This window comes from Paenibacillus sp. GCM10027630 (genome assembly GCF_042676305.1).
Lineage (GTDB): Bacteria > Bacillota > Bacilli > Paenibacillales > NBRC-103111 > Paenibacillus_S.
In genome coordinates, this window is sequence record NZ_JBHTGY010000056.1 from 29,807 (window position 1) to 45,143 (window position 15,337).

The window sequence follows — 15,337 nt, forward strand, 5'->3', positions numbered from 1 at the left end:
TATACACGATTTTAGAAAATTCAAGATGGGGAGTGTCGTTATGCAGAAGGTTACTTTTCTTTGTTTGACTGCTTTATTGACATTATCGTCCACGCTCGCCGGATGCTCGCAGGGTTCAAGCACCGATGCCGGTGGAACCAAGGGCAAAGAGCCAGCTGCTTCTCAGCCTAATACGGCGGCTCCAAAAAAGAATGACCCCGTCACCTTAAGAATGACCTATTGGGCAGGCTCACAATTGACGGTTGATAAGAACAACGCGGTTATTGAGCTGTTCCAGAAGGCCAACCCGAATATAAAGATAGAAGCGGAATATTATGCGGGCGATGCCTACAATGACAAAATTAATGTACAAGCAGCTTCGAATAGCTTGCCGGATATTGTTCGTGTAGACTACTCGCAAATTCAGAACTATGTAAATAAAGGGATTTTGAAGCCTTTGGATGATTACATAGCCAATAAAACCATCGACATGACCGGTGTAGCGGAAGTTAACATGAAAGGCGGTATCATTAACGGAAAAACCTATGGCATTAACATAGGAAACAATGCCCTTGTTATGTTCTATGACCCTGAGAAGCTGGAAAAAGCCGGCGTTAAGGCACCTGGTCCGGATTATACATGGGATCAATATGAGAAAGACCTGCAGACGATTAAAGACAAGCTGAATATTTATGGCGATACCCATATGATGCAAAGCCACTTTGAAGTATGGCTCAGACAGCAAGGCAAATCCTTTTATAATAAGGCGCAGGACGCACTCGGATATGATGACGATAAATTGTTCATTGACTATATGAACCTGCAGCTCAATTGGCAGAAAAAAGGCATTATAAGCCCAATTGGCGTTGAGCTTGAAGTTAGAGGGCTGGAAGACGGCCCGTTTCCTAAGGGGCAAGCGGCATTCGGTGGATTCTCCTACTGGAGCAACCATGCCGATATTATGGAAACCCAGCTGAAGAAGCCTCTTGGCTATGCGATGTATCCGGGATCAGGCGATGGCAAGGGGATGTATATGAAGCCTTCCTTCTTCCACGGGATTGCAGCCTCTTCCAAACATCCTGATGAGGCGGCCAAGTTTATCGAGTTTTTCACAAACAATCTTGATGCTGCTAAATCCTTGAACGCTTATTTTGGAATGCCGTATCATCCGAAGCTTATTGCGGGTATGCAGAACAGCTTCAGCGATACGCAAAAGAGAGTGTCCCAATATCTTCAAACGGTCGAAAAGCATTCAAGCGTCATTGACCCTCCTGCTCCTGTTGCAGGATCGGAGGTAGGTAAAATATTTACGAATATACGTGCCGAGGTATTCTACGAGAAGATTACTCCGCAGCAAGCGGCGGAAAAGTTCAGGAAAGAAGCGAATGCAGTATTGGCTAAGAAAAAATAATGGAAGGCTTGGGATAAGCCTGTCTGCAGTTGCATCGGTTTATCCCAAGATTTATCCCAGGACACAACCGAGGTGATGGAGCTTGAGAGGAGTCGGCAACAAAACATTTTGGAGATCCGACAATACGGCGGGATATGTATTTATTTTCCCTTGGTTGTTTGGTTTTCTTGCTTTTTCCATTATTCCTATAGCCGCTTCGCTATATCTTGCTTTTACCAAATACGACATCTTATCTCCTCCGGAATGGGTAGGATTGGATAATTTCAAAGAGATGTTTATGGAAGATTCCCGCTATTGGATTTCGGTTAAGGCGACCCTGATTTTCGTGTTTACTGCTGTACCCTTACGCCTCTGCTTTGCGCTCGCCGTAGCGATGCTTCTGAACATGAAGTTGAAATTTCTCGGTTTTTTCAGAGCTACTTATTATTTGCCAACTTTGATTGGAGGCAGTGTCGCCGTATCGGTCATGTGGAGGCAGTTATTTGGTGCATCGGGTGCGTTTAACTCCTTTTTGGAGGCATCCTTTGGAATTACAGAGAAGGTTTCATGGATCACCCATCCTTCAACAGCCCTTCTGTCGCTGATCGTTTTGTCCGTATGGCAATTTGGTTCCTCTATGCTTATTTTTCTTGCAGGGTTGAAGCAAATACCCGCTGAATTATACGAGGCGGCTCAGGTAGACGGTGCGAACACATGGCGGAAATTCAAAAGCATCACGCTCCCCTTGCTGACGCCGGTTATCTTTTTTAATCTGGTCATGGGGATTATCAATGGATTCAAGGTGTTCACCGAAGGCATGATCGTAACCGGAGGCGGACCTTTTGATAAGACGTTATTTTATGTGCTGTATTTGTACGAAAAATCTTTCCGCTATTATGAAATGGGATACGGCTCTTCTATGGCGTGGGTATTGCTGCTCATGATCGCTTTTTTTACGGCCATCGTGTTCAAAACATCTAAACATTGGGTTCATTACGAATCGAAAGGGGATTAGAGCATGAACAGCTCAGCAAAAACAATCAAGCAGTCCGGACGTATTTTTGTTCATGTCTTTGTTACTCTATTTGCTTTCGTCATGATCTACCCTGTGTTATGGATGTTGTCCAGCTCCCTGAAGGATACCACTGAAATTTTCACCCATGCGCATCAATTAATTCCTCTGAAATGGAACTTTGACAACTACGTTAACGGATTTAAAGGGTTCGCGGGCATTTCATTTTCTGTCTTTTTCAAAAACTCCTTCATCATTACTATTCTCTCTGTAATCGGGACGGTCATCTCGTCAACCATGGTTGCGTACGGTTTTGCCAGAATACGGTTCAAGTGGGCATCCTTTTGGTTTGGCTGTATGATGCTGACCATGATGCTGCCAGGCGAGGTGCTGATGATCCCACAGTATATCTTTTTTCACAAAATCGGATGGATTAATACATTTTTACCTTTGATTGTCCCCGCTTTTTTCGGAGGAGCGTTCTTCATCTTTCTTACTACCCAATTTCTAAGAGGAATTCCCAAAGAATTGGATGAATCGGCTTATATTGACGGATGCGATAAGTATCAGATTTTTATCCGAATTATGGTACCTTTGCTTGTCCCGGCCATTATTACGGTATCGATCTTTAAGTTTTATTGGACATGGGATGATTTCTTCAGCCCCTTGTTATATTTAAATTCGCCCAAATTGGCGACGGTTTCCTTGGCTATTAAAAATTTCTCCGACCCGACGATGAAGACGGACTGGGGAGCGATGTTCGCGATGTCTATCTTGTCTTTGGTTCCAATAGTAGTCGTATTTTTCGTATTTCAAAAGTATATTGTGGAAGGCATAAGCACAACAGGACTGAAGGGCTAGACAGGCAGCCTTTACTAGAAAATGAAATGGAGCTAAGATAATGACAACTTATGTACCGAATGAACAAAGGTATGATTCAATGGTGTATAACCGCTGCGGGAGATCGGGGCTGAAGCTTCCGGCGGTCTCCTTAGGGCTGTGGCATAATTTCGGCGATGTCGATATTTTGTCTAATGCCAAGGCAATGATCTGCCGTTCGTTTGATTTAGGAATCACTCATTTTGATCTGGCTAACAATTATGGACCATCCGCCGGCTCCGCTGAGGAAACCTTTGGTAAAATACTCAAATCAGATTTGGCTGCTTATCGCGATGAGATGATCATATCCACGAAGGCTGGCTATTATATGTGGCCTGGACCGTACGGAGAGTGGGGCTCTAAGAAAAATATGATTTCCAGTCTGGATCAGAGCTTGAAGCGTATGGGACTCGACTATGTGGATATTTTCTATTCTCATCGCCCTGATCCAAATACTCCAATGGAAGAAACAATGGGTGCTCTGGACCTAATCGTGAGACAAGGCAAGGCGCTTTACGTTGGAATTTCGAATTATAACGCGGAGCAGACCAAACAAGCGATTCAGATCTTAAAATCACTTGGAACACCTCTGCTGATTCATCAAGCTACCTATTCCATGTTTAATCGTTGGGTTGAGGATGGATTATTGGAGGAGCTGGAGGAAGGCGGGGCAGGCTGCATTGCCTTTAGCCCATTGGCTCAAGGTGTGCTGACCAACCGCTATTTGGATGGAATACCTAAGGATTCCCGTGCTGCGAGCTCGAATAGTCCGTTTCTTAAGGAAAAGGATATTACCGAAGAGAAGCTGAATAAAATAAAACGATTAAATGAGCTTGCCATGGGTCGTGGGCAAACTCTGGCTCAGCTCGCGCTTGCCTGGGTGCTGCGCAAGGAACGCGTTGCTTCTGTGCTGATAGGAGCGAGCAAGGTGAGTCAGATTGAAGATAATGTAGGTACAATTAACCGATTGGAATTAGATGCGACGGAAATTGAACAGATCGAGACGATTCTGCGTTAAGCAACCTAGTAGGTTGACTAAACGACAAAAGGCTGGGCAGGGAAGGACCTGCACAGCCTTTTGCAGTATAGGAAATAAGGACAAGCCATAAGCATTCAAAAGTTATTGGAGTGCGAATTTACATATAGGTTTTCAAAATTTCAGCAACTTCTTCTACCGTATCGTCCAGATCATAATTTTCAACATTGGCGTCACATTCTTTTAAATAACCCATTTCTAGTTCATAACGGTCTAAATTTTTATAAATAACCTCGGTTGTATCTCCACGTTCCAGCAATCGGCTCATCACCTTGTTTCGATCGGCATAAATCATGATCTGAATGACTTTATCGCCATATACTTCCTTTAAAAGCTTCGAACCCTGACGGTTCAGAATAAGGTATATATAGGGATGCTTTTGAAACGTAGCTTCAATTTCCGAAGATTTGATTCCGTAAAAGACCCCTTCAATTTCAAGAGTTTCAATAAATTCTTCGTTTTGCTCCGCTTCAATAAATTGCTCAGGAGTGATGAAGTGATAGTCTACTCCATCTTTCTCATATAGTCTGCTGGGTCGGGTAGTATAGGACAAGACTCTTTGCAGTTCACACAATGCACCTACTTTTTGGGCTACGGTTTTTCTCCCGGAACCATCGGGGCCGGTAAATACAAAAATTAATCTTTTATTATGGATCTCATTCACTATAATGACCTCCCAATATTTTGAATATAATGCAGCTTTATTTAAATTATATCTGAACTCTATGTAATAATATATAGATTTTCTTTTCAATGATCTGACCAGCACATCATTTCAATGAAAAAGAAGACCTCATCTTTTGGATTCGATTCATCGAATACCTGATGGGGTCTTTTTATCGCGGAAATGTGTTGAACTATTGTTACTTAGAGCCTGTATGATTCAAATTCTTCAATTGGGAAGATACTTTAGATTTATACGTTGATTTCTAATACTTTTTTCAAACGGTCCATCTGAAGAAGGTGGTGACGGTAGTGCATTTCAATGAGCAAAAACCATTCTTTCGCACGCAGTGCACCGAATCGCGGATGGGAGACCGTAGCTTGCAGGGTTGCCTTTTCAAGCGTCGGCTCGATTTGTTTCATTCGATGGATCACGGTGTTCAATCCTTGAATCAACTGTTCTTTGCTTTCTGGTTGCTCCGGTGTATATTGTGGGGAGGGAGGGACTTGAATACGTATGGGCGGGAAGCTTCCTTGTTCAAATATAGCTGCACCCTCCTTTGTTATTTCCGCTGTAGAGGCAATGGAATCATCGCTTGCCCTGATGCAATGTTCAATATTGCGAAGCTGCATATAAAGAGCCGAGTTAATCAGATGCTGATACATTTGACCAAGCGACCACTCGTTCTCACTTGGCTGACGTTTCAACTGGTCCATGGTGAAGTTATCCAATTCATGAAGATAATGATTCGCAATTTCTTCAAATCGCTGTAAGGCTTCGTTTGTATTCATATTTTTTAAACAGCTCCTTTAGGATCATCTAGCCTTACTATACAAAAACGCTACTGACAACAGTGTGTCAGTAGCGTTTGAACATTTTTTCAGCTTCATCACGAACCCGCTTCCGGAAAGATTCCGGCTCCAATACAACGACATCCGCCCCCCAGCCGAGGACCCAGTGCAGCAATTCCTCGGGCTGACGGACACGAAAGTTCACTTGCAAACCTTCCGCATGGTCCTCTGCAGCTTCCATGTAAAAGTTATTCGATTCCTTGACTTTATCCGCGATGTCAGGGTTGACCAGAATGGATACTCGTGTATTCCGGTCATCCAGAGGCGTGTAATTATGCAAATTAAAATCGGATGGTACCTTGAATCGGTCTTCCAGAACGGTAAGGTCAGTCATTCGTGACAACCGAAAATGGCGAATGTCTTGCCGCAGATCACACTGTGCAATCAGTATCCATGATCCTTGGACAAGCACAAGTCCATAAGGGGCAGCCTCACGAACACTTCTGCGATTCCCATCTTCTTCGGGCATTCTTTTCGAATAACCGAACCTTACCTTCCGCTCCTCCAATATCGCTCGACGAATCGTTTCGATGTACTCTCTATTTTGTCCGCTTGATATATCCTCCTTAGAAGCGAGAAGTCGGATGGTCTTACGTACTCGAGATGCTTCGCTTCGAACATGCTTAGGCAGGATGGCTTCAATTTTTCCACGAGAGCTTCGTGCCCTAATTCCATAGTCGATATCGAATCTTTGCTCGATAAAATCCGTCCCAATGAGCAATGTCACGGCTTCTTCCGCTGTGAAAGTAATCGGCGGCAGGAAGTACCCTTCCATCAAGGAATATCCCTGTCCAGGAGCACCTGCCACCGGCACTCCAGCTTCGCTAAGTGCTTGAATATCTCGATAGATGGTCCTCACGCTTGTCTCGAATGTAGCTGCCAAATCCTCAGCTCGTAAAATCGATTTGCGTTGCAGCTCCAATACTATGGCTAACAATCGGTCTGTTTTGTTCATGTATGCCGCATCCTCCTGGTGAGAATCGTATCGAAGTCTACCATTCTCAGTTACTGCGGAGGTGTTATACGTGATTGATTGATAAATGACTTAGGAATTTCCGTTTCAAAACGGAGCAGCTCGCCGGATCGTGGATGTATAAAGGACAAGACACGTGCGTGCAGCCCTAGCCGATTGATGGGCTTGGTGGTGGAGCCATATTTCTTATCGCCCGCAATGGGATGACCCATATCTTGCATGTGAACCCGAATTTGATTTTTCCGTCCGGTTTCGAGATGGACCTCCAGCAACGAGAAGTTGCGATTGGACTGGATGACTTTATAGTGGGTCACAGCATGCTGTCCATCATTAGGGTAAGAGCTAGAGTACATTTTTAACGTAGCGCTCTCTTTTAACCACGATGAAATGGTGCCTTCCTGCTTCTTTACCATTCCTTCAACAAGGGCAACGTAAGTACGCTCCTTCACCGTATCCTGCCATGCATTTTGCAGAGTTTGCTGGACGCGCTCGCTTTTGGCAAACAGCATGACTCCCGAGGTGTCGCGATCCAGGCGATGAACGATAAAAATACGATTTTTCGGATTGCCAATACGAACATGGGCTGTAAGCTGCTTATAGGCTGTCAGTTCATTTTCATGAGCTTGATCGGAAGCTACGGACAGCAGGCCGGCATCCTTTTGAACGACAATGATATCCTCATCCTCATGTAAAATTTTAAGTCCTACCATAGGCGGAGCCTCAGAAGCTCTGTCCTTGCGGATGGATACCGTCTGTCCGGGCTGCAGCGGATAGTTATATACGGTCACGACTTGATTGTTCACGGATACTTGCCCACGGCTCAGTATGGATTTAATGGAGTTGCGCCCTTGATTCGATAAAGTGGTTATTAAAAAGCTCAATAGCTCCGCAGGTTCTTTTACTGTGTATAGTTTAGTTGGAGATGGATTTGGCTTATGGTTCGCAGGTTGGTTCTTTCTTCTATTCATGATTTAGTTCTCCTTTTGCACAGCTGTTTCCACATTGACGCATCAGCCCGGGTTCATTCAGGTGCATTGATTTATAGACCTTACTATATCATGTTCCGAGGTCATACATCCAATGAAAGCATGAATGTGCTTTATGTATTTGGAGAATGGTATACTGTGGAAGATAAGGGAAATAGGTGAGTGAAGGAGGATGAGACCGTTGACTGCACCGCAAGCGATAATTGAAGTGAAGGGCTTAATTAAGAAATATGGCGATTTTACTGCTGTCAAGGGAGTAGATTTTGAAGTATATAAGGGTGAAGTGTTTGGATTGCTCGGTCCCAATGGGGCAGGTAAAACTACTACGATGGAAATGATCGAAGGTCTTCGAAGGCCTGATGGAGGCAGTGCGAAGGTGGCAGGCTTTGATACACAGACCGACTTGAACAAGGTCAAGCAGGTTATCGGTGTTCAGCTTCAATCAACCTCATTGTTCGAGCTGCTGAAGGTGCATGAGATTATGCGCATGTATGCAAGCTTTTACCCGGAATCGGTTCCTCTTGAGCCGTTGATGGACGATATGATTTTGCGTGAAAAAGTAAATGACCGCGTCAAAAATTTGTCCGGTGGACAAAAGCAGCGCTTGGCTATCGGACTTGCGTTGGTTAACGATCCTCAGGTTGTTTTTCTGGACGAACCGACGACAGGACTTGATCCTCAGGCACGCCGAACGCTGTGGGATATTATTTTACGATTAAAGGAGCAGGGCAAAACGGTTGTGCTCTCGACTCATTATATGGAAGAAGCGCATGTGCTCTGTGATCGGATCTGCTTGATGGACAGCGGTCAGGTTATCGCGCTGGATACGCCGCGGAGCCTCGTGAGCAGTTTGCAGTCGGACAGCGCTATTGAGTTTCGCCTGACGGAAGAAGGGGGGAAGCTGACGGAACAGCAATCCACTGAGATGCTAGACCAGCTCCATAACGTGCAAAAAGTGAAGCAGGCTGATTTGCGCAAAGATGTTTTTGTATTGTACACCGACCATTTGCAGACCTCGCTTATTGACTTGATACAACGTGCTGAGGCAGAGCAATGGAAAATTATTGACCTTCAGACGCGGACAGCTACATTGGAGGATGTCTTTATCCATATGACTGGGAAGAGCTTGAGAGAGGAATGAAACGCAAAAAAGGAGGCGGCCGAGCCGAATGAATGCATATGTACAATTAACGTTGGCCCAACTTAGAATTTTTATAAGGAACCGGCAAGTTTTATTCTGGACACTGCTGTTTCCGGTCTTTTTTATGGTCATGCTGGGCTCATTTCTCGGAAACGGAAATTCTGTTTCTCTGGAGGGAGTTGTTATTGATCAAGACCAAACGGCTCAATCCCAAACCATTAGCGGCTTAATGAAAAGTAGTGCGATTGTAAAAGCGACTGAATCGAAGGATGCGGAGCAAGCACTTGCACAGCTAAAGCAGGGAGACACGCAATTCGTTCTGATCATTCCGAAGGGGACCGGTCAAACGATTCAGAGTGGAAATAAGTCGGGTGCGCCAGCTGAGCTAAAAATGTACTACGATGAAACGAACTTGTCCGTATCGGAGCTGGCCAAAGTAGCTCTAAACCAGATCATCGATTCGGTGTCCAAGCAGAGCGTGAATTATACTCCTGTCCTTAGCTTGAAATCAGAGGGCGTGCAATCTTTGAAATTGCGTTATATCGACTTCCTGGTGCCAGGTATCCTAGCTATGATGATTATGTCGAATAACTTGAACGGGGTTGCCGGCCAAATCGCATCTTGGAGGGAGAGAGGGGTGCTTCGCCGTATGCAAAGCACAACCTTGCGAGCATCTACGTTCATCGCGGCGCAAATTACAGCCAGGCTCGTTCTAAACGGAATTCAATCGGTTATTGTTCTGCTAGTGGCGTATTTGTTCTTCGGTACCCAAGTGAACGGGTCTTGGCTGACTTTACTGTTTTTCGTCGTTCTAGGCACACTTGCTTTCATGGCTACAGGCTTCATTGTGGCGGGAATTGCCAAAACTCCGGAGAGCGCGGGACCGATTGCCGGGTTCATTTCCTTCCCGATGCTGTTTGTCGGAGGCGTATTTTTCCCTATCAAAAATATGCCGGAATTTTTACAAGGAGCTGTAAAGCTAATACCGATATCCCATCTTACTGTTGCATTACGTCAGGTCATGAATGTAGGGACTGCAATGTCAGGCTTATGGGTGGAGGCAGCTTTCCTGGGCGGCTGGTTAGTGCTTGCATTTATTGCAGCAAGCTTGACCTTCAAGTGGGAGTAGCTAGCACGATTATACAGCCAGGTGGAGCTGTCCCAAAAGTCATTTTGAAACAACCCCTCCACCATTTTATCCTGAATAGATGGTTGCAAAAGAGCCCTCAATTCCACTTTAATAATTGAAGGCTTTTTTGCATATTCTTGTGTATTCTTAGTGATGAATAAGATGAGGTCGCATTTAGCGCGTACTCATTGCGGGTATCGGGTTCGTAGTTCGTTGTTCGTGGTTCGTGGTTCATGGTTCGGGGTTCGGTTACGGCATTACATGGCAGTCTGGCGTACTCCGTACAATTATCAGGAAAATGTCAAGTTAGTTACTCCGAAAATAGCGTTCCAAGCCTTATAGCTGGAATTCCTCATGCTAATTCTACGTATTTTGGCTGATATCCACCATTTCCCCTCTATTAGAGTTAGTTTTTCCAGTTAGATTGATTTCAGGCGATATCCACGCTAGATTAGCGTTACAATTTCCATCTATTTTCTTTCCTTCCGCAGCGGCCCGACAAATCATGGTCTCCTCTAGATTGAAAGCAGCCGCCCCATCACTTAAGTAACATCCAAAAAGCGGCCGGACTCATTTTTGGATTTTCGAACCCCCACTCTGATGGGAATTTCCCTACAAAAAAGACGCTTCCATTTCCGCTTACATGGTGGTTTTGGAGGCGTCTTTGTACATAGTTTGGGCTGATTCATTCACTGAGATCCTTTTGGGACAGCCTCTTTTTTGCAATGCATTGGAGGACACCTTTACAACAGCATAATAAAACAAAATAGCTCCATAGCTATTAGAAAGAACGAGAAAAACATGCCTGAGTAGCAGGTTGACCGGAATACTTGTCTGCTGTTCATTATGTAGACTCTAAGGCAAAGGATGCAAACTAGCCCGATAAACAAAGTCGTAATGAAGGTTAATGATGTCATTTGGGAAACGGGCATTACAGCCGCCGCTTGTGCAAGGACGTAGCTTAAGATCAAGGAAACTATAAATAAAGACAAGGCACCGAGCCGATATATCCGCTTTTTTTCACGCCGCATTTTGCGTATTTCGGGGTAACGTGAAATCAACCAATAAATCCACTGGCATAATAAAATGAAAACTACAATGAAATATAAAATACTCATGGAATGATCCCTTCCCTTACTATATAATAGGTTATTTTGCTTAAAAGGAAAAATAGGATCGCGATTGATCAATCAAGTAAGAACGCTCCAGTACAATACCGTTTTCCTTTTGCGGACGGGTTATATCCGTTTTTTGAAGCTGATTAATTAGATCCTGAAGAGCGGAATAGGCCAGCGAGCAGCGGTCTTGTCCCCATGCTTCCTGTTTGTTTTGGATGAAGGCCATGGCTTCAAGTACGGAAAGTCCTTTTAACTTAATGAACACAGAAGCCCATGGGATCAGGTCGAATTTTCTCCCGTAGGAAGGCAGGATGCATTCCTCCCAGCCGTTGATTCCATTGCTCGATATTTTTAGCAAGCCGCATGCGCATTCGTTTGTGACTTGCGGAATTCGTCTTTTTAATAGAAGACAATCAAATTGATAAATTTCCATGGAACCAATTTTAAAGCCTTCCAGGGTTCGGTCGGATGGAGCATCCAGAGGGTCAGCAAGCTTTAACATAATGAATACACTCCTTGTTATTTGTTTTGGACAACAAAAAAAAGCCCGGAGAGCAGAGAATCTCTACTCACGGGCTTCCTGACAAGCTGGTTAGGAATAGCACGATCGTTGGTTCTCTCTCAATTCGCTTACGAGGTTAGCTGTCGGATTCGGGCTTGAGAGCGCCCTACCAGCAGATATGTGTTGGCATACCTGTAAGGATTCACCCCGTGAACCATCTATACTAAGATGGCTTTAAGTGGGTCCCCCGTTTCCCTATGCGGGAATTAAGCGTGAAAATAAAATATGAAGTTATTGAAACGTATCATACGCTGACTGGAGCATATTGTAAACCGTCAATCAGGAGGTTATTTTAGTTATTTCTGCTGTATAAGCAGATGTAAGCGAATTCAACTGAGGTTAGCGTTTATTATCTACCCTAATGCTAGGTTATGCTATGTTTTTTGATAATTCCTTTAAAAATGGAGATAGAGTGAGGTAGATGCAGTAAATTGAAGAATGAACCTTATTAAGAGGTTCTAGCTATCCGTTATAGACGCATTTGAAAGTCATGCTTTATTTACAGTGTTAAGCTACAGGAGTATGATACGACTCATGATTTACAACAAAGTTTCCAATTCTAACCGCTTAATTTCCTAATAACAGGGAAAATGGGGGAACCAACAAAACGATGCCAATACGGTGTGAGAGCCGTATTTCAAGTCGTTTGGGGTGAATCCTGAAGATGCACTCAAGTTTGCATCCAGGTAGGGTGACTCTCACCATCCGAATCCGTCAGCTAACCTCGTAGGCGTTGGGTAGTAAAAACTTTTAAGCTTGAACTGATTCGTATAAGTTGAAAGCAAACAGCTTTAGGTACACTATTTCATCAGTAAAATGAACATGCATCTTTATCGCTGAGTCCTTGAATGGAAAAGGAACGGGGGAACCAAAGGAGCGCAGGATACTTCATTAGTCTGTAAGTCAGACACAAGTATCGGGCAAGCTTCATGGGGTGAATCCTGCAAGGTATGCTGGAAGTATACCTGCAGGTAGGGCGACTCTCACGCCCGAATCCGACAGCTAACCTCGTAAGCGTATCGAGAGAGGCAACGATTGTCGTGGGTAAGACACGGTTTAATTTTCTGTGCCTTAGGAAGCCGCGAGAAGAGTTCACCTCTTTTCGCAGGCTTCTTTTTGTTGCGCTTAAAGAATGAAGCGAAGCAAATTTCTGCAGATAATTGGGGGCTCCCCCAAAAGTAATCGGAATTCACTATAGAGCTTCGTGTCACTTTTGGAGGATAGTTGGTTGCCTTCTTTTCGGGGAAAAAAGGAGGAAAATCGAAATGGAACAGCAAGAATTTATTTTGGTATCTGCGCCTAACAAGACCGGTGAAGGATTCATATGCCAGTTGATCCGGCAAGGATTGCCATTCGCCGCCATTGCTAACAATAAAGGGGAGAAGCAGCGGCTGGATGGTCTGGGTGTAAAAAATATCATTTTGATAGATACTATTGAACAAGCCAAATGGAAAATTCCAGAATTACCTATCGGTAAAATATTTCTTTTTGAACAGAGCATGAACTTATGCTGCCGTTACATTCAAATATGCCGCAGCTGGACGGTAAAGCCTATTTATGTGATTACACACACGAGTAACCCGCGTCTTATTTATAAAGGGCTCGGCGCCACTTATGTGATTCATACGACCAGTGAGGATGTTTCTTTCCTGGTTCAGTCGCATGTCGGATAAATAGTCAGCAATCTTAATGATATTAATGGAGGGAATATACATGTTGGATCTCTACATGGTTTTAATGCTAGTAGTGACCTATGCGCTGTTCACAGGATTTCTGTCCTGGTGCGGAAGAGTGATCCAGGAATCGGGAGGCGACCGTAAATGATAGTCGTCGTGATATTTACTGTATTTATTTTTGTTTACTTGGCCTACGCGCTGATTAATCCGGAAAAATTTTGATAAAAAACAGATAGGCTTAGGAAGGGAAGTAATTAACTATGGGCATTTTACAAATTGCCGTTGTCATTGTGATTCTGGCGCTGCTGGTTAAGCCGGTGGGGACCTACCTGTATCACGTATTTTCGAATGAAGCTAACCGGACGGACAAATGGTTCTCCTTTATAGAAAAACCTATATTTTCACTGATTGGCTTGAAAGAACGAAAAGGCATGACCTGGAAAACGTATGCGCTCAGTTTTATCATTACTAATATTGTGCTCGTTGCTGTCAGCTATTTGATATTGAGAATGCAAAAGTATCTGCCTTTAAATCCGAACGGAATTGACAATATGGAAGAAACGCTGACCTTCAATACGGTCATCAGCTTCATGACCAATACGAACCTGCAGCATTACAGCGGAGAGTCCGGGTTGTCCTATTTCTCGCAAATGGCGGTCATCATGATGATGATGTTCACCTCGGCAGCGACAGGCTTTTCAGTGGCGATAGCTTTTATAAGAGGGATTACCAGTAAAGGAGAAACCATCGGTAACTTCTTCGAGGATTTTGTGAAAGCTCATGTTCGTGTGTTTTTCCCGCTTGCCTTTGCGGTTACCCTGCTTCTTGTGGCTTTGCAAGTGCCGCAGACGCTGCAGCCTACTATAACGGCAACAGGGCTCGAGGGAACGGGGCAGCAAATCGCCATAGGGCCGGTTGCCTCACTGGAATCTATTAAGCATTTGGGCACAAATGGGGGCGGCTTTTTCGGAGTCAACTCAGCCCATCCGTTCGAAAATCCGAACCCGTTGACCAACGTCATTGAAATTTTGTCGATGTGGGTATTGTCTGCCGCACTTCCTTATACGTTCGGCTTGTTCGCCAAAAATCGCAAGCAAGGCTGGGTTATTTTCTCGGCTATGATGATTTTGTTTGTCATGTTCCTCTCGCTATCGTATGCAGCGGAATCCAGTGGAAATCCGGTACTCAATAAGCTGGGTATCGACGCTTCTCAAGGCAGCATGGAAGGGAAAGAAACACGCTTTGGAATCGCCCAATCGGCATTGTTTACAACGGTAACCACAGCGGCTACCACTGGCAGTGTAAACAATATGCATGACACACTGACGCCGCTTGGAGGCATCACTCCATTAGCCTTAATGATGCTGAACTGTGTATTTGGCGGTAAAGGCGTAGGATTGGTCAATATGCTTATGTATGCTATTTTGGCGGTCTTCCTTGCAGGGCTGATGGTCGGCCGAACACCGGAGTTTCTGGGCCGGAAGATAGAAGCGCGCGAGATGAAGCTGATTGCGATTGCGATTCTAGCGCATCCGCTGATCATTCTGGCTCCGACAGCTATCGCGCTGGCCACGGAGTTGGGGAAAGCAGGGGTTTCTAATCCTTCTTTCCACGGCATTTCGCAAGTGCTGTACGAGTATACATCTTCAGCCGCCAATAACGGATCGGGCTTCGAGGGACTTGGAGACAATACTCCGTTTTGGAATATTTCAACGGGGCTTGTTATGCTGTTTGGCCGCTACGTTTCCATGGTAGCAATGCTGGCCGTGGCCGGTTCCCTGCTGCGCAAGCAATGGGTTCCTGAGACCATCGGGACTTTCCGCACCGATAACCGTCTGTTTGCCGGTATTCTCGTAGGAACTGTATTGATTATAGGGGCTTTGACGTTCTTGCCTGGTATTGTGCTCGGGCCGATCGCAGAGTATTTGACGATCCGTTAAT

At 44.7% G+C, this 15,337-nt stretch carries 15 protein-coding genes and 3 riboswitches; of the genes, 9 read left to right on the forward strand and 6 right to left on the reverse strand.

Annotated elements, in window-relative coordinates; all coding sequences use genetic code 11:
• Positions 1 to 40: 40 nt before the first annotated feature.
• The 4 genes from ACFQ0C_RS27350 to mgrA all read left to right on the forward strand — a co-directional run bounded on the left by ACFQ0C_RS27350 (position 41) and on the right by mgrA (position 4,278).
• Entirely contained in the window at positions 41 to 1,390 is a 1,350-nt protein-coding gene (locus ACFQ0C_RS27350; RefSeq protein WP_379371380.1) for an ABC transporter substrate-binding protein, read from the forward strand.
• Between the two features lie 82 nt (positions 1,391 to 1,472).
• Entirely contained in the window at positions 1,473 to 2,384 is a 912-nt protein-coding gene (locus ACFQ0C_RS27355; protein WP_379371382.1) for a carbohydrate ABC transporter permease, read from the forward strand.
• A 3-nt stretch (positions 2,385 to 2,387) separates the two neighbouring features.
• Positions 2,388 to 3,242 carry a carbohydrate ABC transporter permease gene (locus ACFQ0C_RS27360; RefSeq protein ID WP_379371384.1) on the forward strand — a complete coding sequence of 285 codons (855 nt, stop codon included), beginning with the start codon at positions 2,388 to 2,390 and terminating at the stop codon, positions 3,240 to 3,242.
• 40 nt (positions 3,243 to 3,282) lie between these two features.
• Complete coding sequence (gene mgrA / locus ACFQ0C_RS27365; RefSeq protein WP_379371386.1) at positions 3,283 to 4,278, forward strand: L-glyceraldehyde 3-phosphate reductase; 996 nt, start codon at positions 3,283 to 3,285, stop codon at positions 4,276 to 4,278.
• A 118-nt stretch (positions 4,279 to 4,396) separates the two neighbouring features.
• Here mgrA and ACFQ0C_RS27370 read toward each other — a convergent pair whose 3' ends face one another.
• The 4 genes from ACFQ0C_RS27370 to ACFQ0C_RS27385 all read right to left on the reverse strand — a co-directional run bounded on the left by ACFQ0C_RS27370 (position 4,397) and on the right by ACFQ0C_RS27385 (position 7,752).
• On the reverse strand, positions 4,397 to 4,960 hold the full coding sequence (locus ACFQ0C_RS27370; protein ID WP_379371388.1) for a guanylate kinase: 564 nt from the start codon (positions 4,958 to 4,960) through the stop codon (positions 4,397 to 4,399).
• A 251-nt stretch (positions 4,961 to 5,211) separates the two neighbouring features.
• The gene (locus tag ACFQ0C_RS27375) at positions 5,212 to 5,751 is read right to left on the reverse strand and encodes a DinB family protein (protein WP_379371390.1); all 540 of its coding nucleotides are present in this window, start codon (positions 5,749 to 5,751) and stop codon (positions 5,212 to 5,214) included.
• A 67-nt stretch (positions 5,752 to 5,818) separates the two neighbouring features.
• Positions 5,819 to 6,766: a helix-turn-helix transcriptional regulator gene (locus ACFQ0C_RS27380; protein WP_379371392.1), complete on the reverse strand. Its 948-nt coding sequence runs from the start codon at positions 6,764 to 6,766 to the stop codon at positions 5,819 to 5,821.
• 50 nt (positions 6,767 to 6,816) lie between these two features.
• The gene (locus ACFQ0C_RS27385; RefSeq protein ID WP_379371394.1) at positions 6,817 to 7,752 is read right to left on the reverse strand and encodes an RluA family pseudouridine synthase; all 936 of its coding nucleotides are present in this window, start codon (positions 7,750 to 7,752) and stop codon (positions 6,817 to 6,819) included.
• A 199-nt stretch (positions 7,753 to 7,951) separates the two neighbouring features.
• Between ACFQ0C_RS27385 and ACFQ0C_RS27390 the strand changes: the two genes are divergently transcribed.
• Both ACFQ0C_RS27390 and ACFQ0C_RS27395 read left to right on the forward strand, forming a co-directional pair.
• Positions 7,952 to 8,911, forward strand: a complete 960-nt coding sequence (locus tag ACFQ0C_RS27390; protein ID WP_258214139.1) for an ABC transporter ATP-binding protein — start codon at positions 7,952 to 7,954, stop codon at positions 8,909 to 8,911.
• Between the two features lie 28 nt (positions 8,912 to 8,939).
• Entirely contained in the window at positions 8,940 to 10,040 is a 1,101-nt protein-coding gene (locus ACFQ0C_RS27395) for an ABC transporter permease (protein WP_379371396.1), read from the forward strand.
• Positions 10,041 to 10,783: 743 nt separating this feature from the next.
• Here ACFQ0C_RS27395 and ACFQ0C_RS27400 read toward each other — a convergent pair.
• Together ACFQ0C_RS27400 and ACFQ0C_RS27405 are read right to left on the reverse strand one after the other, a co-directional pair.
• Complete coding sequence (locus tag ACFQ0C_RS27400; RefSeq protein WP_379371398.1) at positions 10,784 to 11,158, reverse strand: hypothetical protein; 375 nt, start codon at positions 11,156 to 11,158, stop codon at positions 10,784 to 10,786.
• 40 nt (positions 11,159 to 11,198) lie between these two features.
• Positions 11,199 to 11,660 carry a hypothetical protein gene (locus ACFQ0C_RS27405; RefSeq protein WP_379371400.1) on the reverse strand — a complete coding sequence of 154 codons (462 nt, stop codon included), beginning with the start codon at positions 11,658 to 11,660 and terminating at the stop codon, positions 11,199 to 11,201.
• 109 nt (positions 11,661 to 11,769) lie between these two features.
• Positions 11,770 to 11,943: riboswitch (cyclic di-AMP (ydaO/yuaA leader) on the reverse strand.
• A gap of 331 nt (positions 11,944 to 12,274) precedes the next feature.
• A riboswitch (cyclic di-AMP (ydaO/yuaA leader) is annotated at positions 12,275 to 12,468 on the forward strand.
• 76 nt (positions 12,469 to 12,544) lie between these two features.
• Positions 12,545 to 12,753: riboswitch (cyclic di-AMP (ydaO/yuaA leader) on the forward strand.
• Positions 12,754 to 12,985: 232 nt separating this feature from the next.
• Here ACFQ0C_RS27405 and ACFQ0C_RS27410 point away from each other — a divergent pair.
• From ACFQ0C_RS27410 to kdpA, 3 genes are all read left to right on the forward strand, one after another.
• A complete protein-coding gene (locus tag ACFQ0C_RS27410; protein ID WP_379371402.1) occupies positions 12,986 to 13,393 on the forward strand; it encodes a hypothetical protein in 408 nt (135 codons plus the stop codon).
• Between the two features lie 147 nt (positions 13,394 to 13,540).
• Positions 13,541 to 13,618 carry a K(+)-transporting ATPase subunit F gene (kdpF, locus tag ACFQ0C_RS27415; protein ID WP_379371498.1) on the forward strand — a complete coding sequence of 26 codons (78 nt, stop codon included), beginning with the start codon at positions 13,541 to 13,543 and terminating at the stop codon, positions 13,616 to 13,618.
• A gap of 38 nt (positions 13,619 to 13,656) precedes the next feature.
• Positions 13,657 to 15,336: a potassium-transporting ATPase subunit KdpA gene (gene kdpA, locus ACFQ0C_RS27420; RefSeq protein ID WP_379371404.1), complete on the forward strand. Its 1,680-nt coding sequence runs from the start codon at positions 13,657 to 13,659 to the stop codon at positions 15,334 to 15,336.
• Position 15,337 lies beyond the last annotated feature (1 nt).